At 46.3% G+C, this 23542-nt stretch carries 21 protein-coding genes; 4 read left to right on the forward strand and 17 right to left on the reverse strand.

Annotated elements, in window-relative coordinates:
* Positions 1–198 precede the first annotated feature (198 nt).
* Entirely contained in the window at positions 199–948 is a 750-nt protein-coding gene (locus tag AC1S8V_RS19475) for a 2-phosphosulfolactate phosphatase (protein WP_482070389.1), read from the forward strand.
* Positions 949–1034: 86 nt separating this feature from the next.
* Here the strand turns inward: AC1S8V_RS19475 and AC1S8V_RS19480 are convergent, their stop codons facing one another.
* The 5 genes from AC1S8V_RS19480 to AC1S8V_RS19500 all read right to left on the reverse strand — a co-directional run bounded on the left by AC1S8V_RS19480 (position 1035) and on the right by AC1S8V_RS19500 (position 5539).
* A complete protein-coding gene (locus AC1S8V_RS19480; protein ID WP_482070390.1) occupies positions 1035–2288 on the reverse strand; it encodes an aspartate kinase in 1254 nt (417 codons plus the stop codon).
* 190 nt (positions 2289–2478) lie between these two features.
* Positions 2479–3036 carry an elongation factor P gene (efp, locus tag AC1S8V_RS19485; RefSeq protein WP_307534644.1) on the reverse strand — a complete coding sequence of 186 codons (558 nt, stop codon included), beginning with the start codon at positions 3034–3036 and terminating at the stop codon, positions 2479–2481.
* 291 nt (positions 3037–3327) lie between these two features.
* Positions 3328–4401 carry a M24 family metallopeptidase gene (locus AC1S8V_RS19490; protein ID WP_482070391.1) on the reverse strand — a complete coding sequence of 358 codons (1074 nt, stop codon included), beginning with the start codon at positions 4399–4401 and terminating at the stop codon, positions 3328–3330.
* Positions 4402–4440: 39 nt separating this feature from the next.
* Positions 4441–4884, reverse strand: coding sequence for a type II 3-dehydroquinate dehydratase (gene aroQ, locus AC1S8V_RS19495; RefSeq protein WP_145322649.1), 444 nt, complete (start codon positions 4882–4884; stop codon positions 4441–4443).
* A 76-nt stretch (positions 4885–4960) separates the two neighbouring features.
* Positions 4961–5539 carry a YqhR family membrane protein gene (locus tag AC1S8V_RS19500; RefSeq protein ID WP_458460359.1) on the reverse strand — a complete coding sequence of 193 codons (579 nt, stop codon included), beginning with the start codon at positions 5537–5539 and terminating at the stop codon, positions 4961–4963.
* 213 nt (positions 5540–5752) lie between these two features.
* On the opposite strand from AC1S8V_RS19500, the gene AC1S8V_RS19505 reads away from it, so the two are divergent.
* Together AC1S8V_RS19505 and AC1S8V_RS19510 are read left to right on the forward strand one after the other, a co-directional pair.
* Positions 5753–6745 carry a DUF1385 domain-containing protein gene (locus tag AC1S8V_RS19505; protein WP_145322653.1) on the forward strand — a complete coding sequence of 331 codons (993 nt, stop codon included), beginning with the start codon at positions 5753–5755 and terminating at the stop codon, positions 6743–6745.
* Between the two features lie 5 nt (positions 6746–6750).
* Positions 6751–7083, forward strand: a complete 333-nt coding sequence (locus AC1S8V_RS19510; protein WP_482070392.1) for a hypothetical protein — start codon at positions 6751–6753, stop codon at positions 7081–7083.
* 67 nt (positions 7084–7150) lie between these two features.
* On the opposite strand, the gene AC1S8V_RS19515 is transcribed toward AC1S8V_RS19510, so the two are convergent.
* The 3 genes from AC1S8V_RS19515 to mntR form a co-directional block, all read right to left on the reverse strand.
* Positions 7151–8152 carry a patatin-like phospholipase family protein gene (locus AC1S8V_RS19515; RefSeq protein ID WP_482070393.1) on the reverse strand — a complete coding sequence of 334 codons (1002 nt, stop codon included), beginning with the start codon at positions 8150–8152 and terminating at the stop codon, positions 7151–7153.
* Positions 8153–8241: 89 nt separating this feature from the next.
* Positions 8242–9852 carry a family 10 glycosylhydrolase gene (locus tag AC1S8V_RS19520; RefSeq protein ID WP_482070394.1) on the reverse strand — a complete coding sequence of 537 codons (1611 nt, stop codon included), beginning with the start codon at positions 9850–9852 and terminating at the stop codon, positions 8242–8244.
* A gap of 207 nt (positions 9853–10059) precedes the next feature.
* A complete protein-coding gene (mntR, locus tag AC1S8V_RS19525) occupies positions 10060–10488 on the reverse strand; it encodes a transcriptional regulator MntR (protein ID WP_482070395.1) in 429 nt (142 codons plus the stop codon).
* A 191-nt stretch (positions 10489–10679) separates the two neighbouring features.
* Here mntR and splB point away from each other — a divergent pair, with 191 nt between their 5' ends.
* Positions 10680–11750 (forward strand): spore photoproduct lyase, encoded by a 1071-nt coding sequence (gene splB / locus AC1S8V_RS19530; protein ID WP_482070396.1) that lies wholly within the window; start codon positions 10680–10682, stop codon positions 11748–11750.
* A gap of 140 nt (positions 11751–11890) precedes the next feature.
* On the opposite strand, the gene AC1S8V_RS19535 is transcribed toward splB, so the two are convergent.
* The 9 genes from AC1S8V_RS19535 to nagZ form a co-directional block, all read right to left on the reverse strand.
* Positions 11891–12604 carry a cytochrome c biogenesis CcdA family protein gene (locus AC1S8V_RS19535; RefSeq protein WP_017687570.1) on the reverse strand — a complete coding sequence of 238 codons (714 nt, stop codon included), beginning with the start codon at positions 12602–12604 and terminating at the stop codon, positions 11891–11893.
* A 48-nt stretch (positions 12605–12652) separates the two neighbouring features.
* The gene (locus tag AC1S8V_RS19540) at positions 12653–13456 is read right to left on the reverse strand and encodes a metal ABC transporter permease (RefSeq protein WP_017687569.1); all 804 of its coding nucleotides are present in this window, start codon (positions 13454–13456) and stop codon (positions 12653–12655) included.
* 52 nt (positions 13457–13508) lie between these two features.
* The gene (locus AC1S8V_RS19545; RefSeq protein ID WP_278294254.1) at positions 13509–14267 is read right to left on the reverse strand and encodes a metal ABC transporter ATP-binding protein; all 759 of its coding nucleotides are present in this window, start codon (positions 14265–14267) and stop codon (positions 13509–13511) included.
* Positions 14268–14366: 99 nt separating this feature from the next.
* Positions 14367–15437, reverse strand: coding sequence for a metal ABC transporter solute-binding protein, Zn/Mn family (locus AC1S8V_RS19550; protein WP_482070397.1), 1071 nt, complete (start codon positions 15435–15437; stop codon positions 14367–14369).
* 348 nt (positions 15438–15785) lie between these two features.
* Positions 15786–17810, reverse strand: coding sequence for a methionine--tRNA ligase (gene metG, locus AC1S8V_RS19555; protein WP_482070398.1), 2025 nt, complete (start codon positions 17808–17810; stop codon positions 15786–15788).
* A gap of 503 nt (positions 17811–18313) precedes the next feature.
* Positions 18314–18565, reverse strand: coding sequence for a membrane protein insertion efficiency factor YidD (gene yidD / locus AC1S8V_RS19560; RefSeq protein WP_017687565.1), 252 nt, complete (start codon positions 18563–18565; stop codon positions 18314–18316).
* Positions 18566–18567: 2 nt separating this feature from the next.
* Positions 18568–19032, reverse strand: coding sequence for a Fur family transcriptional regulator (locus AC1S8V_RS19565; protein ID WP_150364551.1), 465 nt, complete (start codon positions 19030–19032; stop codon positions 18568–18570).
* Positions 19033–19371: 339 nt separating this feature from the next.
* A complete protein-coding gene (locus tag AC1S8V_RS19570) occupies positions 19372–21618 on the reverse strand; it encodes a stalk domain-containing protein (protein WP_482070399.1) in 2247 nt (748 codons plus the stop codon).
* A gap of 275 nt (positions 21619–21893) precedes the next feature.
* Positions 21894–23531 carry a beta-N-acetylhexosaminidase gene (gene nagZ / locus AC1S8V_RS19575; protein ID WP_482070400.1) on the reverse strand — a complete coding sequence of 546 codons (1638 nt, stop codon included), beginning with the start codon at positions 23529–23531 and terminating at the stop codon, positions 21894–21896.
* Positions 23532–23542: the final 11 nt, after the last annotated feature.

Consider the following 23542-nt stretch of genomic DNA (forward strand, 5'->3'; position numbering starts at 1 on the left):
TTTATGCCTGTACATTTAATTTATGACGCTGAAATCTATCATTTCTTCAGAATACGGTTGAGAGTTGAAACCATAGATCAACCTGCTGCTCTAGGCACCCGTCTAGATGCGCATGCATATGGTAATTGCAGATAGGTAAGTTCCATTCCAGTTCAAATAGGACTACCGATCCCCAGATACAGAAAGGAGTTGTGGGGAGTGCGAGTTGATGTAGTAGGCAATGTGAATGAGTTACGCACCATTGATGTTGCAGGGCGTAGTGCGGTTGTCATTGATGTATTGTGTACGACCAGTACGATTGTTACAGCCCTGGCGTATGACGCTGCGGCTGTGATTGCTGTAGAGACGGTTCCACAAGCCAAACAAATGGAAATGAAAGATTGCATTCGGGGTGGGGAGCGTTTTGACAAAAAAATTACCGGATTCGAGGTGGGTAATTCCCCCTATGAATATATGACTGAAGGCGTTGCAGATAAAACCATCATATTAACTACAACCGATGGGACCCGGGCCTTGATCAAAGCTTCCAAGGCGAAACATGTACTCGCTGGATCATTACTCAATGTGCAGGCTGTCGCAGCAGTTCTATGTGAACTGCAAAGAGATGTATTGTTGCTATGTGCGGGGACACAAGATGAATTTGCACTGGAGGATGGTTTGTGTGCTGGATGTATTATCGAAGAGTTACACCGACAATCGTATTCTCCCATTCAATTGAACGATCTCGGTATAGTACTTCATCAGGCGGTTTCCCAATGTCGGGACAGCATCCCGGATATGATGAGAATATCGTCTGGCGGGCGAAGGCTTGAAAAGTTAGGCAGGGTTCATGATATTTCGTATTGCTCTCAATTAAACCTGCTGGATTGTGTTCCGGAGATGGGGGAGGGGAACCGTATGGCGCCTTATCGGGGGGTACGCGGGGAGAAGATATTCAAGTTACTGTGAGAATTGCTGTGAGAAAAACCAAAAGGTGTACTGCTGCCCGTTGGCAACAGTACACCTTTTTTATGTTTACAAGTTGTAGAAACGATTTATCTGCGATCTTGAGGTCCGCCAATAACGGCTTGCTCGGCAGTGTCGAGATCATATGCTGTATGCAATGCCTTAATGACGTCATGCAGCTTCTCTCCATCAATGACACAAGATACTTTGATCTCGGAAGTACTCACCATCTTGATGCTCACGCCTTCAGCAGAAATGACCTTGAACATCTTGGCAGCTACACCCGGGTGACTGACCATCCCAGCGCCAACAATGGAGATTTTAACGAGGTTCTCTTCAGATGTGACTTCACGGTAAGGCAAGCGGCTGTGAAGGCCTTCAATGACACGCAATGCGTTCTCACGATCAGATAGCGCAACAGAGAACGAGAAGTCCGCTTTGCCATCCATCACTCCGCTCTGAACGATAATGTCCACATCCAGCTGATTGGATGCAAGCGCACCAAATACTTCAGCCAGAACTCCTGGTACATCCGGCACACCCAGAATACTGATGCGAGCCACGTTTTTGTCATAGGCAATACCACTAACCACTACACCTTGTTCCATTGCTGCTTCCTCCTTCACAACCGTTCCTTCATTATGATTAAAGCTGGATCTTACAATCAAAGGCACACCGGAATGCTTCGCGTACTCTACTGCACGCGGATGCAGCACCGCTGCTCCCAAATTAGCGAGTTCCAGCATTTCGTCATACGATATTTCCTTCAGCTTGCGCGCAACCTTAACGATCCGCGGGTCCGTAGAATAGATTCCGTCTACATCCGTATAGATCTCGCACGCATCAGCCTTAATGGCTGCAGCCAGCGCTACAGCTGTTGTATCCGAACCACCACGACCCAGTGTTGTGATCTCGCCGTCTTCCGTCATGCCCTGGAAGCCTGCAACAATAACAATGTTGCCTTCAGCAAGCGCTGCAATCACACGGTCGGGATGAATATCATGAATACGTGCTTTTCCGTGAACCGGCTCTGTGCGGAATCCCGCTTGCCAGCCTGTAAACGATACTGCCTTGCGTCCAAGCGCTTGAATAGCCATCGATAACAAGGAGATCGAAATCTGTTCTCCTGTCGTTAAGAGCATATCCATCTCACGAGCAGGCAGATCGCTATTCAATTGTTTTGCCTGATCAATCAAATCATCTGTTGTATCCCCCATGGCCGAAACCACGACTACACACCGATGTCCTTCATCCGCTTTTTCTACAACACGTCCGGCTACACGCTTCATGCGCTCTGTATCTCCGACCGAGCTGCCCCCAAATTTCATGACGTACAATGACAAAGCAAATCCACTCCCTACCTTGTGCAGTATGCATAATTGATGTCCATCGTCATTATTCTCTACGAGAAATGACTTTAACCCAGTATATTACGAAAGCGACTGATAGGCTAATCTTTTTTCGAAAAAACCCTCTGCCAAAGGAATGGCAAAGGGTTGTTAATAACCTTTTTTAGCTTACAGGCTGTGAAAGTTACGCACGGGAAGAGTATTTACCTTCACGTGTATCGATCAGGAGAACGTCACCTTCGTTGATGAACAAAGGAACCTGTACGTTCAAACCTGTTTCCACTTTTGCATTTTTGGTAGCACCTTGTGCAGTGTTACCTTTAACGCTTGGCTCAGTCTCGATAACTTTCAACTCAACGCTTGTTGGCAAGTCGATTCCGAGAATTTCACCTTGGTAGCTAACGATCTTAACGATCATATTTTCTTTCAGGAAGTTCAATTCCCATTCCAGTTGATCACTAGTCAATGTGAACTGATCATATGTTTCATTATCCATGAACGTGTGCTCTGTACCACTTGCATACAGGTAGGATACGCCACGGTTTTCGATGATGGCACGACCAATGGTTTCGCCTGCACGGAATGTTTTTTCAACGGTGTTACCATTACGCAGGTTTTTCAATTTGGAACGTACGAAGGCAGCGCCTTTACCTGGTTTAACGTGTTGGAAATCAAGCACGGTATAGATATCGTTATCTACTTGCACGGTCAAGCCTGTTTTAAAATCGTTTACTGAAATCACAAAAAATCCCTCCTGATATGGTTGAAAAGTAGGTGATATAGGACGATGGGTTAATGTTATATGTAAAATGAGTCCAAGAAAGGCCACCTCGTTCACTTCGATTGCAGTACCATCCTCCGATCGCTGTTATCCCCAGATTTTTTTGATCCCATTATCAATGGGAAAATCCGGTGATAAAGGCGAATGCTTCGCTTCTTCAGATTGGTTCTGCACTCTCCGTTATGGTGAAATTTCTTATTTTCAATTTAAATAACACATTAAAAATCGTCTTATATCCCTGGTGGCTGTAATTTAGCCGATTACGGTGAACTTCTTGTCCGACTTCGTGAGAATATGAATACCCGTCTCGGTAATCACCACGTCATCCTCGATACGCACGCCGCCAAGCCCGTCAATATATATACCCGGTTCAACGGTAACAACCATACCCGGTTTCAATACATCGTCGCTAAGCTTGGACAAGCGAGGAGCTTCGTGAACTTCCATACCCAGACCGTGGCCTGTGCTGTGTCCGAATTGATCTCCATATCCGTGACCTGCAATGATATCACGAGCCAGTGCATCTGCTTCCCGTCCGGTCATACCCGGTTTCAGGTTCTCCAGCGTATGTAACTGAGCTTCCAGTACAATGTCATAAATTTTGCGCAGTTCAGGTACAGGTGTGCCTGTTGCAATGGTACGTGTCAGATCTGAACAGTATCCGTCCAAAAGTGCACCAAAGTCAAATGTAATTAACTCATTTTGACCGATGACCTTGCTGCTCGCTACACCGTGAGGCATAGCAGAACGTTCACCCGATGCTACAATCGTGTCGAACGAAGAGGACGTTGCTCCATGTTTACGCATGAAAAACTCCATCTCCAGATCCACTTCACGCTCCGTCATGCCTGGTTTTGCAAACTGCAAAACGTGGCTGAACGTGGCATCCGCCAGATCTGCTGCTCTCTGCATAACCGCAATCTCGTCTTGATCCTTGAACATGCGAAGTTGTTCCACAATCCCGGATACAGCCTTCAGTTCAATAGACTGCAGTGCTTCAGCATAAGCGGAGTGCGTGCCAAATGTAACACTATCCTGCTCGAAGCCCACTTCTTTGATATTCGCGGATGCCAGTAATTCGCGCACCGTATCCATCGGCTTGGCTCCATGCTCCACAACGGTAAATCCTTTGGCTTGCTGAGGCGCTTGTGACATATAACGGAAATCAGTCAGCAAATATGCATCCTGTTCCGTAATCAGCACATATCCCGCCGAGCCTGTAAAGCCCGTCATATAACGACGGTTAATCGGGTTTGTAATCAGCATTGCTGTGAGTTCACGCTCACGCATGGCTTCACGCAACTTATTTACTCGTTTGTTTTCCATCGGTAACCCTTCTTTCTCTCACATTCCCGGGTTCCCGGCTCAGGTTTGTTTGTCCAGATGACGCACAAGAGCCAGCAATCCCAGTTCATAGCTTACTTCGCCAAATCCGGCAATCTGCCCGATGGTTTCCGCTGCAATCACTGAATGATGTCTGAACGCTTCGCGTGCATGAATGTTGGATAGATGTACTTCCACTGTAGGGACTTTTACAGCATTGATTGCATCACGTATAGCATAGCTATAATGGGTAAATGCTCCGGCATTCAATATCAGTCCGTCTGCTTCACCTAATGCTGCATGAATGCGGTCAATGATGTCCCCTTCATGGTTCGATTGATAAAAAGCGATGGAGACGCCAAGTTCATCAGCCTGTCTGCGAATTTTGTCCTCAATATCCTTCAGACTAAGCGTTCCATAGATGCCCGGTTCACGTACACCAAGCATGTTCAGGTTCGGACCATTGATCACAATAATTCGTTTCATCGCTGCTCCACCCTCTCTGCAAATAACCATCTGCTATTTTAACACAGCCATTGCCGGATTGAGAAGCTTTTTTGCGCTATGCCCCCGCTTGCTCCGGCTCGCGTTTACGTTCATCCGTGTACTCCATAGCTACCGTGTAACCAATAAATAGCCCCCACAGCAAAAAGAAACAGAGTTCCGTGATGATCGAATCCCATGTTAAACCGTTCAAAGGCTTCATCATCCCCAGTTTCGGTCCTACCAGGACAAAGAGAATCAGCCACCAGACGATTCCATACACCATGCCGGGTAACGGCCCTTTCAGTTTTCTAATCGTGAATGTGTAGAGTAAGGAAGCCAAGATGGAAAAGACGATAAAAAACAGCCAGCCTGTCAAATGCCCTGCTGCGGTATATATATATTCATGTTTGAAAAAAGGCTCGGCCAGAAATCCTAAAGGTACAATCGTAAAATGCAGCAGATAGAATAGCCAATGTAGCCCTCCCCAGATAAAACCGGCAAAGAATCCAAGCTCTAATGCAAAGGAAAATGGCTTGGTATAGTAGTGCGCTTGACCTTGCCTCTGAGTAGGGCGCCTGCCCTTGTCTTTTTGCTGCCGCTCATTCGGTCGTTGACCTTCATCATGTGATGTATCTTCATGCTTACGCTCTGTCATCGATATTCTCCTTCATTCAGTTGATAATCCCGTACTATGCCTCGAATTTTCTGCCTGATTCTACGAGGTAGTATGTTCAAAACAGGACAATCTTAACAACATCCTTCAAGGTTTGACTCCCAAACTAGAAATTGCTCTTAAAATTCGATACAATAGGGTTATTAAACTGCCTTTGATCGCGAAGGCCTAGAACAGAATAGGAAGGTGAATAATTTGCCTCAACAATCCAAGCCTGTCAGCTATGGGGGGCAAGCTGTCATTGAAGGCGTAATGTTCGGTGGGAAACATGTCAACGTTACAGCTGTTCGCAGAAAAGACGGCGAAATTACGTATCTGGAAGTTCCCAAGCAAGACAAGTCCTGGGTCACGAAATTGCGGCGGATTCCTTTATTACGCGGAATTGTCAGCATTATAGATTCGAGTGTCAAAGGTAGCAGACATCTCAATTATTCTGCTGACGCCTATGCTGATGATGAACTGGAACCGGAAGAGAAAGCCAAGCAAAAAGAGAAAGAAGGTTCGGGCTGGAGCCTTAGCATGATCATTGGTGTGACTGCGGTAGCCATCCTTTCATTCCTTTTCGGTAAAGTTGTGCTTACATTGCTTCCTGTTGTTATCGAGAATTTTCTATTCAAAAATGCATTCGACAATCAATTTTTGCATAATTTACTGGAAGGCGGCATCAAGCTGATCCTGTTGCTCGCCTACTTGTGGTTAATCTCACAGACACCAATGATCAAACGTCTCTTCCAGTATCATGGAGCGGAACACAAAGTAATCAGCGCACATGAAGCTGGTGAAGAATTGACACCGGAGAACGTGCAAAAATACAGCCGACTGCACTACCGCTGCGGAAGCAGCTTTATTATGTTGACTGTCATTATTGGAGTGTTTCTGTACTCCCTGTTCACGTACGATAACCTCTGGGAACGGATGGGTCAGCGTCTGCTGTTGTTGCCTGTTGTATTGGGTATTTCTTTTGAGCTGTTAAAGCTTACGAACTCGGTACGTGATATTCCTGTACTGCGTTATCTCGGATACCCGGGATTATGGTTGCAATTGCTGACAACAAAAGAACCGACCAACGAACAGGTCGAAGTATCGATTGCTTCGTTTAACCGTATGCGTGAGTTGGATGCCAAGCTCGCCAATGTCTCCGCTAGATCAGAAGTACCTGTTGCAACACTCGATCCTGTGAAAGGGTGAATGATATGAACAAGCAGGCAATCTTATTTTGGACGTTCATCGCACTAGCTGCTGTTGGGGTTTTGACTTGGCTGGGGAGCGCCAGCCCATCCAGAATCATCATCCCTCTGGTCGTGTTCGGAGCTGTATTCCTGCTGTATAAGTATCCGCCTCGTCGCTGGGCACAAAAAAACAAATCACCAAAGATTAAGCCATCCGCACGAACCATGGCGAAAGTCAATGCACAGTCCAGTGCCAGAAAGAGCAGCGGCTCTTCGAAGAAACGCAAGGATTATCCTTTCCAAGTAATTCAAGGACAAAAAGGGAAAAGCGATGAAGATATACCGAAATTTCACTAAAAGGTACTGAACATGAACATACAAAAAAGCAGTTCTCCCAACATGCGGAGAATTGCTTTTTTCACGTTTATACAGGAATCAGAGGTGGAGCTTCTGCCTGTTTCTTGCGCAATTCTTTTCTTTGTTTGTCCAGTTGTTCATCATACATTTTCATATTCCATCCGTTGAAAAATTCGCTCCCTGCGGTAGCGCCTGATCGATATAAGGCTGTGCTGTCCTGTAACGATAAATGAAATTGCGTCGGTTTAATCCCAAGCGTTGGTATCTTCACTGTACGAAACCGGTTAATCTGTTCGATGTAGCGCTCATCATGTGCTGTGAGCATCGTCTCCACAAGGGCCTGAAGCATGCTTAGCGGTCCTTTAATCCGGGCAGGTTCCACTTCCGTCTTACCCACCATTTTAAATCCGACAACCGGAATCATGTCTCCCCCTCGTTCCGAACGATCACCATCGAAGAGCCACAGCGGAAAATTGCTAAGCAATCCACCATCCACTACATATACGAACTGATCTTGAAAAGGTAGGCCTTTGGAGAATACTGGCGATTTGCGTATGACTACCGGATCGAAAAAATATGGAATACTGCAACTCATACGTACCGCTTTCGCAACATCCAGCTTGGCAGGATCAATTCCGAACCGCCGAATATCATCTGGCAGCACCAGAATGGTCCCATTGGATATATCTGATGCCGTAATGAGCAGCTTGCCTTGCGGCAAGTCAGCAAAAGTGCGAATCCCTTTCTGCTCCAGCATCTTGCGAATCCATGATTCCAGCGCTTCTCCCGAATACAGTCCTTTCTTCAAGAATAGCCTTGCTGCGGGTCCGATCCATCGGGTATTAAATATGGGGGAACGACGCAGCAATGAAGCAAACGGTGTATTCTCAATAATGACTTTCATCTCTTCGGCCCGGTAACCCGCCGCTAGCAGAGCAGCTACAATGGAACCGGATGACGTGCCAGCCACTCGATTAAACTGAATGCCGCAGTCTTGAGCACCCTGCACAGCACCCGCAAGCGAAATTCCCTTGACGCCTCCACCTTCAAACACTGCGTTAATTAACACAACAAAACCCCCGTTCTCCAGGCAGCCACGTTTCTACTGCCACTCTATGAGAACAAGGGTTTGTCTTATCACTGTATTGTTAAAATGTTTTATAGACCATAGTAGGCTTTCAATTTGGCAATCAGGCCGAGAGGGTTCTTCGTCAGGTACTGTGAACTAAAGAAAATATCCCCTTTAACCGAAGCATACTTCTTGTTATAGTTCAGCTGATCGATGATCTCCTGTGATGTCTGCCAGCCAATCTCCGGCGTACCTAACTTATAAGGAGAGTGGCCGATATACAATTTCACATTCGTGTTAGCCACTTCATTCGCCCACCAGTCCACGACTTTGTCATATCGGGCTACGCTCAGTGTCATACTCCAATACACCTGAGGGGCAACATAGTCGATCCACTCCTGGTTAATCCATGTCCGCACATCTGCATTCATGCTGTCATACGCGGTTACTCCTGCTTTGGTATCAGAGCCGGTCAGATCAACGGATTTGTTACGCCATACACCAAATGGACTAATTCCATATTCAACGTTAGCTTTCACGCTGTGAATGCTCTGTCCGAGCTGCTTGACGAACTGATTGATATTGTCCCGACGCCATTCAGCACGGTCTTTGGTATTCAATTTGTTATAGGTTTTGAAGGCTGCATCATCATTAAAGGTCACATTGGATGGATAGAAATAATCATCCAGATGTACACCATCAATATCATACTGATTGACCACTTCCATGATCGTATCGATAATATGCTGTCTGGCTTCCGGGATACCCGGATTAATGTACATTTTGCCGGATGCATTCACAATCCAGTCGGGATGAAGCTTGGAGATGTGGTTTGCAGCCAAGTTCGATGTACTCGCTGAGTTCGTTGCTCTAAACGGATTGAACCAGGCGTGGAACTCCAGACCTCGTTTGTGTGCCTCCTCAACCATAAACGCGAGGGGATCATAGCCTGGATCTTTACCCTGTGTCCCTGTCAGCACACTGTTCCAAGGTACCAGACCTGAAGGATAGATGGCATCCCCGTTGGCTCTCACTTGGACAAATACGGCGTTAATGCCCATACCTTGTAGAGTATCAAGCTGTTTCGTGTATTCCTGCTTTTGCTTCTCTACATTTCCCTTGGCCCCGGATGAAGGCCAGTCTCCATTCACAGTGGAGATCCAGGCTCCCCGCATCTCTTCAGAAGCTGGTACAGTACCCGTGCCTCCAGGCTCTGCTGGGGTTGCCGGTGTTGGTTCAGGGGTTGGTACTGATTCATCTCCTGTGTACAGATCAATGGTCTGGGCTGCCTGATTCCAGTTCACTCGAATGCCAAGGTTCTCACTGACGAATCGAATGGGTACCATGACCCGACCTTGCTTTAATTCTACCGATGCATCCAGACCGACTACAGTGTTATCCACGGTTGCCTGCTGGCGTCCGCTCGTCATGGTGATGACCGAATCGGATTTCTGGATAGTTACGGTACGTGTAGCCTGAGACCATAGAACAGACGCACCCAGTCCTTCACTAATAACACGCAGAGGTACCATCGTTACATTTACTTTGGGCAGGATGTAAGGTGATACATCCGATTCCAAACGGTTGCCATCCAGAAAAATAGCGATTTCCTTCTGCCCAGCTGCTTGTGCTGTCATAACTGCTGTCTGTAATCCAAGTACAAAAATGAGCAGCAGCATCAATCCTTTACGAACGTTCATCAGTGCAATCCTCCAAAATCATTATAATTTGCGGTAAATTCTACTAGTTTAATAGACGCTCCTAACGGTTGTTTAGTTGCGAATATCACCAAATTATGGTGTGAATACACAAAAAAAATGCTTCCTGCCATTGAAACGGCAAGAAGCATCCTTTGATCACAGGATACGATTCATTGTATATCACCATGTTTATTCCACTGCTGAAACTTAAGACTCCGTATTACTCATGATGTCCTGAAGATTTTTGAGGTCACGTAACCGGCTCTCATCCTGACGGAAGTATTCAACCAAGGACTCAATGCAAGTAATGGAGTCCCAGCTCAGGTGATGTTCAATGCCTTCAACATCATTGTAGATATTTTCTTCCTGAACACCAATCGTTGTCAAAAATTGTTCAAGCAGATGATGGCGCTCCATCAAACGTTTGCCCATCTTTTTGCCTTTTGGCGTAAGCACCAGTCCGCGGTACTTCTCATAGATCAGGTACTCGTCTTTGTCCAGCTTTTGGATCATCTTCGTCACCGATGAAGGATGTACTTCCAGTCCTTCAGCTATATCAGACACACGAGCATAGCCCTTTTCATCAATTAATTTGTATATACGCTCCAAATAATCTTCCATACTGGGCGTTGGCATCTGCTTCCCTCTTTTCTCTCTGACCGGCCCTATTCGTGCCTGGTCCCTATCTTATAATGATACATGTTATCAATACGCATTGGCAAGTCCTGCACAATTCAGAGCGCACTGTTACACAAGTAATTGGCAGGCGTGACTTTTTACCGAACGAGGCAAACTAAGCTAAGTCCCGCATCGAAAGGAATGATTTCGTGAGTACAAGTGTAGCCTCACCGCCATCTCGTAAAGCAAAAGGTACTAAACCCTTTATTCCCGATTTGGTGTACTTTGAACCCGGCGCGCTGGAATATGATAAAGGCAAACGTATTATGGAGTGGGTCACATCCAAAAACATACCTTATCAGATGACCACATCGCATAACCGGATCACGAATTTGCCGGGTGAAACCGAACAAGAAAAGTACCGGATGGCGAAGCGTACTCTGGTCGTTGGTGTGCGCAAAACACTCAAGTTCGATCAGTCGAAACCTTCAGCGGAATATGCCATTCCCATCTCTACAGGCTGCATGGGGCACTGCCATTATTGTTATCTTCAAACTACTCTTGGTGCCAAACCTTATGTTCGTGTCTATGTTAATACCGAGGAGATCATTCAGGCTGCGAAAGGATACATCGAAGAACGCGCGCCTGAAATCACGCGATTTGAAGCCGCCTGTACTTCTGATCCCGTAGGACTGGAGCATATCACGGAGAATTTAAGTGACTTGATCCGTTTTATGGCGGAAGAAGAATATGGACGCTTGCGGTTCGTAACTAAATATCATCACGTTGATCCGTTGCTGAACATTAAGCATAACGGCCACACCCGTATCCGGTTTAGTGTCAATTCGGATTATGTCATCAAAAACTTTGAACCGGCTACCTCCAGATTTGCAGAACGCATTGAAGCTGCTGGCAAAATTGCACACGCCGGTTATCCTCTGGGTTTCATTATCGCTCCTATTATGTGGTATGAAGGTTGGGAAGAAGGATACTCGGAGCTGTTGCAGAAGCTGGCAGATACACTGCCAGAGGAAGCAACCACGGATCTTACGTTTGAGATGATCCAGCACCGTTTCACCAAAACGGCCAAAGCAACCATTGAGAAGCGTTATCCCAAGACCAAGCTCGAGATGGATATCGAGAAACGCAAGATGAAATGGGGCCGCTGGGGCCAGTACAAGTATGTGTATAAGGATGACCAGCAGGATGCGCTGCGGGAGTTCATTACGGAGCGGATTTTTGAACATTTTCCATTAGCCAATATTGATTACTTCACCTAAACGGAAAACAGCCCAAATCATATGCTGATATTAGTATTCCTGACAAACGATTAAAAAGCAGGTTACATGACCAGAATAACTCTGGTTTTATGCAGCCCGCTTTGCCATACTTTTTTTAAATTAAGATTCAGTTCATGCGCTTAAATAATCATCCAGTCTGGTGTAATCTGCTGCAACCAGATGGTAATCTTCGTCATCTGATCAGTAAAAAGTAATACGCCAAGGAACAACATCAATGCTCCTCCAACCTTCATCATGACATTGGAATACCGTAAGATCCAGCGTGTCGAACCGATGAAGAAAGCCAAAATAAAGAAAGGTATTGCAAACCCTGCAGTATAGCCTGTAATCAGCGCCAGCCATGTTGTGGGCTCACTCGCAGCCATCGCAATGATTGTTGCCAGAATGGGGCCAATACAGGGCGACCAGCCTGCTGAGAAACCGATGCCAAAAATAAAAGAGCCCAAATATCCTGCAGGTTTCCATTTCATATCCAACTTGCGTTCCTTCATCAGAAACTGCGGCTTGAACACACCAAGCAAAAACAATCCCATAAGCATAATCAGAATCGCAGACAATTGACGAATCAGTTCGCGGTTATCATTGAAAAATTGGCCAAACAATCCGGCACCCAGGCCAAGCGAATAAAATACAGCCGAGAAGCCTAAAATAAACGCCAGCGTGTGCGTCATGGTCTTAAAACGGACTTCTCGCTGATTGCGGTCATCCTTCAATTGCTGCACCGTCATACCTGTGATATAGGAAAGGTATGATGGATACAGCGGAAGACAACATGGTGATATAAATGAGACCAAACCTGCTACAAAAGCCATCCATACATTAACATCAGGCATGAAGCGGATGTCTCCCTTCCTTGGGCTCTCGTGCTTGCTCGTTCAGCGTCAGGCTCGGAACCCTTTTTTTCCAATCATCGTCAGAATCAGCATCATGATCAGCAATAATACGATCGTTGCTCCAGGTGCGAGGTTCCAGATGCCTGCTACGACCAGTCCAAGGACTACGGCAATTTCGCCGATAACCACGGACAGAATAATGGCGGATTTGAAACTTCGGGCCATTAATAGGCTGACCGCTACCGGAATGGTCAGTAGCGCTGATACCAGAAGCGCACCGACAATCTTAATTGCCGTGCTAATGACGAGTGCGGTCATCACAGTGATTAACATGTTCAGAATTCTCACAGGCAACCCTGTAACCGCCGCTGCATCTTCCTCAAAGCTAAGCAGGAAAAATTCCTTATGTAACAACGCCACCACGATCACCACGATCAGCGTAACCACACCTACCAGCTTCAGATCTGTAGCGTCTAATGTATATATACTGCCGAACAAATAACTCATGACATCTGCATTATATCCTTTGCCCAGCGTGAAGAACAATGAAGCAAGCGCCACGCCTCCGGACATGATAATGGCAATCGATAATTCGGCATAACTCTTGTACGCTTTGCGTAATTTCTCTATCGCAAATGAAGCAAGTACGGCAAATATCAAACCTACCGCAATGGGATATACTTCAATCAGGAATCCGAGTGCAACGCCGGCGATGGTCACATGAGACAAGGTGTCTCCGATCATGGATAACCGCCGTAACACCAGGAACAGTCCGATCAGCGGAGCGGTGATGCCAATTAACAATCCACCCGCCAGCGCACGCTGAAAAAAATCACTCATTAATATTTCCAAAACAAACACGACTCCTTCGGCCTTGCTCTAATCTAATGGGCCATAAACACGGCTAGCGTACCTGTGCAGTAGTATGTTGCAGATTGGTCTCGGCACAATCTTGCAACTCATGCGAATGACGGACATGGAAATTAATTTTGCCATTCGTTACCGCAGCTTCGGAACCCAGATAACTCTCCATCCGGTCCATATCATGAGACACCATCAGAAAAGTCATCCGGTGATGTTCATGCATATGCGTAATCAGTTCAAAGAAACTGGCTTGTGATTCAGCATCAATACCTACCGTTGGTTCATCCAAAATCAGCAGATCCGGGTGATTGATAAGCGCTCGTGCCAAAAATACACGCTGCTGCTGACCGCCGGACAACTGACCAATACGTTTGTTCGCCAGATCCTCGATCCGCATGACCTGCATTGCATCTGTACACTGTTGCTGACATTTGCGAGACATACGACGGAACATGTTTTTGTTATTGTACAAGCCGGACATGACCACTTCACGAACCGTCGCAGGGAACAACGGGTTAAATGCATTCTTTTGTGGCACATACCCGATTCGGTCCCAATCTTTGAACCTGCGGATCGATTGTCCAAATAGTTTGATATCTCCCTGCGCAGGAGGTAACAGTCCTACCAGCATGCGCAGCAATGTCGTTTTACCCGCCCCATTGGAACCGATAATCCCGACAAAGTCCCGCTCCTGGACCATAAAATCGAGATTCTCAATCACTCGCTGGTCCCCATAGGAAAATGATAGTTTCTCGATCTCTATAATTGGATCATGACATAATGGCATGATTTGCTGCATGGCAAAGCCGCCCTTCATTATATATAAGGATCTCATAGCGTCCTAAGAGCCTTCACCGCGAACGGTAAAGACTCTTATGTCTGAATCCTTCATTCTATCTTATTTTAATGCGATCAGCAGATTTTGCAAATTTTTCTCCATCAGGGTGAAATAATCATCCCCGTTTGTTGCTTGCTCTTTGGTCAATCCCTCAACCGGATTAAGGACCATAGTCTCCACGCCTGCTTCGCTTGCCAATGTTTTCGCCAATTTGTCAGATACCAGCTCTTCGAAGAAGATGTATTTGATACCTTCATCTTTAACGAGTTTCGCAAGCTTCACAATATCCTGTCCTGTCGGTTCAGCATCCGGGGAAAGTCCCATAATGGCATGTTGGGTTAATCCATAATCACGCGCAAGGTAGCCAAACGCTTGGTGCGAGACAACAATTTCATTGTTCGGTACCGTAGCCAGTTCATCTGTAAAACGCTGATCCAGCGTCTCAAGCTTCGTACGAAGCGCTTCATACCGTTGTTCGTAACCTGCTTTGTGATCAGGATCTGCTTCGACCAGACTATTTTTAATGTTTTCAGCCATGATCATGGCTGATTTCGGACTAACCCACGTATGTGGATCAGTATGATGATCAGCTACATCTTCACTGCCCGCCTCATCTGCGTGCTCGTCTGCGTGTTCATCTGCATGCTCGTCTTCATGCTCTTCGCCGTGACCATGCCCATCATCACCCTCAGTGGTTAACAGCTTAACGCCTTCACTGACGGCAACAGACTTCACCTGTGTATCACTGTTCAGCGACTTCAAGAAATTCGGTACCCATCCTTCCAGTCCAGCTCCATTATAGAAAAACAGCTGTGCCTTTGACGTATTGACAATATCCTGACTCTTCGGAGTCCAGTCATGTGGCTCTACTCCCGTTGGCAGCAGGTTAATGACATTGGCATCTTCTCCACCAATTGCAGCCGTAAAAGCATATACAGGATAAAATGTCGTCACGACGTTTACCTTACCTTCCACCATCTTGGCACTATCGGAACTATTCTGCCCACACGCAGATAATACCAGCAAAGTGAGAATAAGCAAACCCGTCCACAGTAACTTCATGTTGCCTCTTTTGCTCGTCTTCCCAGTCCGGTTAGCCTGAACTTGATGTTGCACTTTATAAAATGTCATTATGATTCACTCCGCATCTCTTAATCGTAAACATTACTGAAAGAATTATAGGTAACCTGAACCTACTTGTCAAGCTATCTCGTCCTATTCATTCTCTCCCGAAGTACGAAGTTCATAACAGTATATGCTTGTTCTCCTCCCTTAAGATGCGAATGATATCAACAAAAAAAGGGGCCCGAATTACATCGGGCCACCTTGTGTCATTTTTATGACAGGATTTGAATCAAATTCATAACTCAATAAACATTGATTTTTGTAACTAGATATAGACAAATTGAACCGTTTTGATCTATATCTAGCCTTGATTGAAGCAGCTAAAGGTATTATGAAATTGATTCATTTATATTCTTATTTCACTTGTGCGCCATTAGGCATGTTCTCTGGTACTGTAGCAAGTGTAAGCTGGTCACCATGGGACGCTGCAAGAATCATGCCCTGGGACAGTTCACCACGAAGTTTAACTGGTTTGAGGTTCGTTACACAGATGACTTTGCGTCCAACCATCTCTTCTGGCGAATAGAACTTTGCGATTCCCGATACAACCTGGCGCTGCTCATATCCCAGATCCAGCTGCAATTTCAGCAACTTATCTGCTTTTTTGACCGGTTCGCAGGCAATGACTTGCGCGACACGCAGTTCAACTTTGGCAAAATCGTCAATACCGATCTCTTCCGTGCCCTCAGGTGTAGTCACCGGTTCAACAACTGCCGGAGCTCCAGCTTCTGCTTGACTTGCTTCAGGCTGTGCCGCTTTTTGACCGCCAGTCATTGCTTCTGAGATATAAGCAATTTCCTGTTCAGAATCCAGGCGAGGGAAGATTGGGTCCCCTTTTTGCAAGGCATTTCCAGCTGGAACCAGACCCCATTGCTTGGCTGAATCCCAAGCCGTGAGTTCACCTTCCTGAATACCGAGCTGTGCCCAGATTTTATGAGGAGCACGTGTCAGAAACGGTTGCAACAGAATGGAAGCAATCCGCAAGCTTTCGATCAGGTGAGACATAACGGATGCCAATTCATCGCGTTTCGCTTCATCACGAGCCAGCGCCCAAGGCTGCGTCTCATCAATGTATTTGTTGGTGCGACTGACAAACTGGCTGATCGCCGTCAGTGCTACGGAAAACTGCAGGTTTTCCATCGCCTGTTCCACTTTTTCCACCGTAGCATGGCCTGCTTCTTCCAGCGAAGCATCAAATTCCGTTACATTCGAAGCAAACGCAGGGGCTTTGCCTTCAAAATATTTGTCTACCATCGCAACTGTACGGTTCAACAGGTTACCCAGATCGTTCGCGAGGTCGGAGTTGACACGTTCTACGAAGCTCTCCGGTGTAAACGTACCATCAGAACCAAATGGCACTTCACGCAGCAGGTAGTAACGCAATGCATCCAGACCGTAGCGGTCGATCAGGGTCACTGGATCAACGACATTGCCTTTTGATTTGGACATCTTGCCGTCCTTCATCAACAACCAGCCATGTGCGAAAACTTTCTTTGGCAAAGGCAGATCCAACGCCATTAACATGATTGGCCAGTAAATCGTATGGAAACGAACAATTTCTTTACCTACCAGATGTACATCCGCAGGCCAGAACTTGTTATACAGAGATGCATCGGATGAACCGTAGCCCAGAGCTGTAATATAGTTGGACAACGCATCAATCCACACGTAAACCACGTGTTTTGGATCGCCTTTAACTTTGACGCCCCATTCAAATGTAGTCCGCGATACGGCCAAATCTTCAAGACCTGGCTTGATGAAGTTGTTGATCATCTCGTTCTTACGGGATTCCGGCTGAATAAAGCCCGGGTTCTCTTCATAATATTTCAACAAACGATCTGCATATTTGCTCATACGGAAGAAGTATGATTCTTCTTTGACCAATTCAACCGGATGTCCGCTATCTGGGCTCTTGGCCGAGATAATCTCACCCTTCTCATTTTTCTCTACATCCACCAGTTGAGTCTCCGTGTAATACGTCTCATCGGGAATGCTGTACCAGCCTTCGTACTCACCTTTGTAGATATCTCCCTGTTTCAGCAAACGGTCAAAGATATCCTGAACAATGGTTTTGTGACGCTCTTCGGTTGTACGGATAAAGTCGTCATTGGAAATGTCCAACTTGTTCCACAGTTCCTTGATCCCCACAACGATATCGTCGATAAAAGCTTGCGGTGTCTGTCCTTTCTCTTGTGCCTTGCGCTCAATCTTCTGGCCATGTTCATCGGTTCCAGTCAGATAATGAGCATCGTAACCGCGTAGACGCTTGTAACGAACCATCGCATCTCCTGCCACCGTTGTATACGCATGCCCAATATGCAATTTGTCACTCGGATAATAAATCGGGGTTGTCAGATAAAATGTTTTTTGGTCAGCCATGAATGACTTCTCCTCCTTCAAATGTTCCTGCTTCATGTGATCCCTTCGTCCAAAACAACTAAAAAAGAACACAAAAAACTCCCGCCCCTATGGGACGAGAGTTGCTCTCACGTGTTACCACCCAAATTCCCCATGTTTTTCGCAAAACACAGGCTCTGTCGGTCCTTCGACCGCCCATTAACGCTGGATCACGCCTCAGCCTTACGACAGCAGCTCTGAAATCACTGTCTGCACGCTCGAAAGAGGTTCCTCCGGGACCATGTTCCATCCTCCTCCCAGACCGGTTCTCAGCTCATCCGGCTCTCTGCACTGGGGGTGTGTCTGTACTTATCCCTTCACTGGAAAATCATATAGAAGTTGTTCAAAAAGTAAAACCAGACTTTTTGAACCCGCATATATAGGAAAAATATACTGAAATGCGGCCCCCTTTGTCAAGTGGACAGCTTACTCAACTTCAATCCTGGCCTGCTTTCAGGCTACCCGAATACTTCCAACTATATCGGTTACTCCGATACCATCATAGACTTCTCCGCCTTCGGCGGTACCAGATCCACTCCACCTGGATGAAACGGGTGACATTTGGCAATGCGTTTTGCTGTTAGCAACGAGCCCTTGAGCGCACCGTGTACTTCAATCGCCTCCATGGCGTAAGCCGAACAGCTCGGATAGAACCGACAAGTTGGCGGCGTTAATGGAGAGATATAGTTGCGGTACACCCGAATGGGTGCCTGAGCAATTCTGCGCGATAACTTCATGGTCAGTGCTTCCCGTGAGCGTGTTGATGTCCGGACGCCGCTTTGGCCGGAGCATGCTCAGCACAGTCCTTGCAATATCCAAATACCTCGAACTTGTGATCTACAACCTGAAATTGCTCAGGCGCATCCGCAAGCTGCATCGGGCAAAAAACAATCGGATATGTCTTCTGACACTTCAGACAGATCATATGATGGTGATGATGATCTTCACTACAGTGTGCTTTGAATTTAACGCCATCTTCGAAGATGACCTGTTCCAGTACACCCAGTTCCTGCATCACCCGCAAATTCCGATATACTGTGTCAAAACTCAGTCCGCTGTAAGTCTTACCCATATATTCATAGACGTCCTTGGGTGTAAGATACCCGGGAGACTCGGCAAATAACCGGGCCAGTGTTTTCCGCTGATCGGTAATGCGAAGCCCCTGTGAGGACATGGTCGAAATAATCTGTTCTGTCGACAGCATGATCTAAAGCACCTCCTGTCATACGAGCATTTTGCATCATTCATAGAGCGACAGTTTATTCGGCAAAAGGGAAAACTTTTGCTTTCTTGTATACCTCTAATAATGCATCAATTTACGATTAGAGTCAACGAAGACACCGTGTTAGGTCATTCCAACAACACATAAAAAGGACTCCATACTCATGCATTGCCATTACGTTTAGCTTGGAGCTAATGACATTGCATTTGATGAAGTCCCTTCATGACGGTTCAGATGATCAATCGTTCGGGCGACTTTTGGGGTGAACGGGTATATATGATATAAGCTTTCACTCCAAACCGTCCGTGCATGTTCATGATATTACTTTTCAGCTGGAAGCGGCGTGAACAGCAGGTTAACAGGCAAGTTACTACCTGGTGCAGCCGAGAAGAGAATGATTACACTCTCGCCGTACGAACCTGTACGATACATAACGCTTTGCTCATTAGGTGCAGTTACAGATTTACCTGTGGAAATCTGAACGACCTGTCCATTCACAAGTGCCACACCTGAGTATCTGCCCCCACGAGGGTTGAATGAAATCAACGTGCGCGGAGCAACGTTATTCAATGTAATTTTGTACAATACACCGAAGTTACCTGCGTTGGAAGCTGCTGTGTACGCCATAGGATCCGTTCCTACAAGGTTTGGATCACTTGCATTATCTCCAAGTGGAAGACGTGCAGGCTTCGACCCTACTTCTTGATCATACGTAATAATCCGTGTTGCATTCGGGTATGTTCCGCGGTTGTGGACCCCATCACGATCCAGAACTGGCAGACTCGACAACACTTCCATCGGGTCCTTGTTTTCTTCGATCATGATAATGTTATAATCCAGTTCATAATCACTGAATACATCCGAATACAAGGAGATGACTTGTCCCTGTTTCATCGGAAGAACGCTCAGATCATTGAGAATCAGCTTGCTTTCTCCTGGCTGGATGTACACTTTCTTTTGTCCGGTTCCATTCTGTATGGACTGGAACCAACGGTCAATTGACAATTTCCCAGCTACCGTTGCAAAAGGAGACGGTCCTGCAAAGCCCATGTTTTGCTGCTCAATGGACGCCGTGTAGGCATTGTTGTTTGTGGCTACAACGTACATTTTCACGTTTTTGCCCGTGTTGTTCACATGGTGAATCATGAAGCGCGTCTGTCCGAAGGAAGATTCCTTGTAGACAATACCTTCCGTATTTACGGTTTCCGGGCTGTTACTGCGGATCAGCAGACTTGGTTCGTCATAATACGTGAAAGGAACTTTCTCCAATGCCGGTACTCCTCCACCGTCGAAGGTGAACTTCTCACCGACTGGAGTGAACAATTGGTTGAAGTCGGACAAACTGTATAGCGTTTCGCCCGTAACATTAATGGTCTTGGTATAGCTGTCGCTAGCACCATGTTTATCGGTAACTGTAATCGTTACGGTCTTCGGTCCTGGAACAAAGAATGCAAGTGCATTGTTTTCCCATTCTGTTTTTACAATCGCATTTTCATCATCTGTGCTTTGATCAATATAGGTGATTTTCTCACCCATTTTGTATTCTTCCTTATCTGTCGTAAACATCGCTACAGGTGGCAGATTCGGTCTTTCAACCTTAATCGTAACCGAATACGGATCACTCCATTGGCCACTTGAATCCTGGACCGCATAGGTTACCGTATATATACCTGGTTGGTCGAATGAATCCTGACGGCCAGTCCAACGCTCATCAACAATGCTGAGTCCCTTGGGTGAACTGGATCTGGTTGTGTAGGTTACCTGGTCTCCAGCAAAAACTTCTTTTTGTACCGTGAAGCTGGCTACCGGTTTGGTACTCAGATTCAATACAACCGTTTTGGCTGGCTGATTTACTTTATATGTGATGTTCAGGGCCTGTGTAATCGACGTCAGTGGCACCATGAACGTATTCTTTTGTTGATAAGCAGGACCCTTCATCGATCTGGATACACCATTAACGGTATAGATTGTGCTGTTTGTTTTGAAACGCAGCTCATCTTCCCCACTAATAATGATCGTTTCTTTGGTTGTGTTATCGTATTTAACATCATAGCCGACCCGATCTACCAGGGCACGGATGGCTACATAGGATACACCGTTTTTAACAGCCATTGGCTGTCCGGCAAGATATGTTTTGCCATCTTGCATCATTTTGTCGCTGTTCATATACAGCGTTAGGTCTCCGCCCCCGCCTCCAGCGACAGATGAATTCCCTGCAGACGGTTGCTCCACTTCTACTGGTGCAGGTGTTTCCTCAGCTGTACCTTCTTCGTCCTTAGGTTCCGTTACCGGCTCAACAGGAGTCACGTCTGTTCCTGTAGGAACATCTGTATCAGGATTCACTTCTTCAGTTGTTTCATTATTTGATGTTGGAGTGTCTGTTCCGGATTTCACTTCGGATTCCGCGATGGTTTGTTCTTTCTTCACAACCTCCACGGATTTAACTTTGGCTGTATTCACTGGTGTAGTATCGCTCTGATCAGCTGATTGTGCATTAGCAGGGATCACTGCAAACGCCTGAAAAACAGCAAAAGCGGTAAGTATGGACAATTTCTTCTTCAAATTCATTCTTTGTCTTTGGCTCCTTCTGCTCCCATTTTATAAATATCCCCCTCAAAAAGTCATATTATTAGACGCTTGGGACCGGGAAAAGTTGCTAAAAATTTAACAGGAGAATTGTAAACTCTTAATAGAAGGAAAATACTATGAAAATAATGATCTATCAATAATCTTTTTTAGCATCTACTCCCAAATTAACCCAATAGCAAATCCCAACAAAAAAATCTCTCCAGGAGATGGTCGATTAGCACCATGCCTTAGAGAGATAGAAAGACTGAATATGTCTAACGTAAACGGACAGGCAGACTTCCTGTTGGCTGTAGCCCACCGGTTAACACATGGGACAATGCCCGGACGACTGTAGGCGTATTTTCATAGGTACACACATAACTTCCGGGCATCGAAATTTCCAGCAGATCATATGGATTACGTAGAGCAATTACAATTAGCGAATGATTTTCACTAAGCTTTTCAACTAAATACCGTTGCCCTTTGGGAAGGTGACCTGCAGAGGTGTAAGTACATACGATGACCTGCTCAGCATCCGACACATCCTTCAATATCTGATCTGCTTCATCATATGATGGCTGAGTTGTTATTTTACGCTCACGAACTCTGCCTCGCAGCTGCGATAACGCCACGCCAAGGGAATCTGTATGGGACCATGGTTCATCCACTTCTGTCCGTTGCACAACCTCAGGCCAGATGACATACACGTCCTGCTCTGGATTCAGCGGCAGCAGACCATCATTATGAACGATGGTAATACTGCTTGAAGCAATCTTGAACAGCGTCGATTCGTTTGGATCACTAGGATCACTGGGTTCAGTGCAATCAACAGGTTCAACATCTGCTGCTTCGACCGTTTCACTCGCTTTCGGCGAAACAGGAGAATCATTCTGATGCCCGCAGCGCTTTCTTTTCCATGTAATAATGCGTTCCAACGCCTGATGAATAACCTCTTCCGATATTCGCCCTGTTCGAACTGCTTCGACGATTGCGTCCACTGAAGCAACCTGATCTTGCAAGGTATGACTCACCAGAATCAGATCTGCTCCTGCCTCCACAGCACGAATGGCAGCCTCAGCTACCCCATATGGCTTGGATATCGCATGCATTTCAAGACAGTCAGTAATAATAATGCCCTCAAAGCCCATTTCTTCGCGCAACAGCCCGGTTAACACTTTACGTGATAATGTTGCCGGAATAGGCTCCGTTTCAATCGCCGGAAAGATAACATGAGCCGTCATGATAGCATCGACTCCTGCCTCAATAGCTTGGCGGAACGGTAGCAATTCTATCTGTTCCAACCTTTTTCGATCATGAGGCACTGTGACCAAACCGAGGTGAGAATCTACCGTGGTATCACCATGCCCCGGAAAATGTTTCGCTGTTGCAGCTATGCCCTGTGATTGATAACCGGTAATAGCCGCTGCTCCATGCTCAGCTACCCTCTCGGCATTTTCACCATATGACCGTACGCCAATCACCGGGTTAAGAGCATTGTTATTCACGTCCACCACTGGCGCAAGGTTCATATCAATACCGATGCTTTTCAACTCACGACCCAGAATTCGGGCACATTCAAAGGTATATTCCGGATTACCTGTCGCACCTAGCGCCATGTTACCTGGCACTTGGGTCACTCCATCTTTGTCGATCCGTGCGACCATGCCACCTTCCTGATCCACCGAAATCATGAGTGGCAATTCCCCCACTTCAGCAGCAATACCTTGCAGTTCAGCGGACAGTCGCGTCAATTGATTTACACTTTCTACATTACGCCGGAAATAGATGACGCCCCCAACGTGATATTCACGGATCAAGCGAGTAATCTGTTCATCTGCGTGCTGACCGTGAAATCCACACATGAACAATTGGCCTACCTTTTGCTCCAACGTCAAATTATTCAATGGTTTCATGCAATCTCTCC

This window comes from Paenibacillus sp. B46(2026) (assembly GCF_056786355.1).

Excerpts from the sequence above, each read along its gene's own strand:
- AC1S8V_RS19510 (WP_482070392.1), top strand. The coding sequence starts at position 6,751 with ATGAACAAGCAGGCAATCTTATTTTGGACGTTCATCGCACTAGCTGCT.
- AC1S8V_RS19490 (WP_482070391.1), bottom strand. The coding sequence starts at position 4,401 with ATGGAAAACAAACGAGTAAATAAGTTGCGTGAAGCCATGCGTGAGCGT.
- AC1S8V_RS19550 (WP_482070397.1), bottom strand. The coding sequence starts at position 15,437 with ATGACATTTTATAAAGTGCAACATCAAGTTCAGGCTAACCGGACTGGG.
- AC1S8V_RS19500 (WP_458460359.1), bottom strand. The coding sequence starts at position 5,539 with ATGACAGAGCGTAAGCATGAAGATACATCACATGATGAAGGTCAACGA.
- AC1S8V_RS19565 (WP_150364551.1), bottom strand. The coding sequence starts at position 19,032 with ATGCTGTCGACAGAACAGATTATTTCGACCATGTCCTCACAGGGGCTT.
- AC1S8V_RS19545 (WP_278294254.1), bottom strand. The coding sequence starts at position 14,267 with ATGCAGCAAATCATGCCATTATGTCATGATCCAATTATAGAGATCGAG.
- AC1S8V_RS19535 (WP_017687570.1), bottom strand. The coding sequence starts at position 12,604 with ATGCCTGATGTTAATGTATGGATGGCTTTTGTAGCAGGTTTGGTCTCA.
- AC1S8V_RS19520 (WP_482070394.1), bottom strand. The coding sequence starts at position 9,852 with ATGAACGTTCGTAAAGGATTGATGCTGCTGCTCATTTTTGTACTTGGA.
- aroQ (WP_145322649.1), bottom strand. The coding sequence starts at position 4,884 with ATGAAACGAATTATTGTGATCAATGGTCCGAACCTGAACATGCTTGGT.
- mntR (WP_482070395.1), bottom strand. The coding sequence starts at position 10,488 with ATGCCAACGCCCAGTATGGAAGATTATTTGGAGCGTATATACAAATTA.
- nagZ (WP_482070400.1), bottom strand. The coding sequence starts at position 23,531 with ATGAAACCATTGAATAATTTGACGTTGGAGCAAAAGGTAGGCCAATTG.
- yidD (WP_017687565.1), bottom strand. The coding sequence starts at position 18,565 with ATGAAGTTATCGCGCAGAATTGCTCAGGCACCCATTCGGGTGTACCGC.
- metG (WP_482070398.1), bottom strand. The coding sequence starts at position 17,810 with ATGGCTGACCAAAAAACATTTTATCTGACAACCCCGATTTATTATCCG.
- AC1S8V_RS19570 (WP_482070399.1), bottom strand. The coding sequence starts at position 21,618 with ATGAATTTGAAGAAGAAATTGTCCATACTTACCGCTTTTGCTGTTTTT.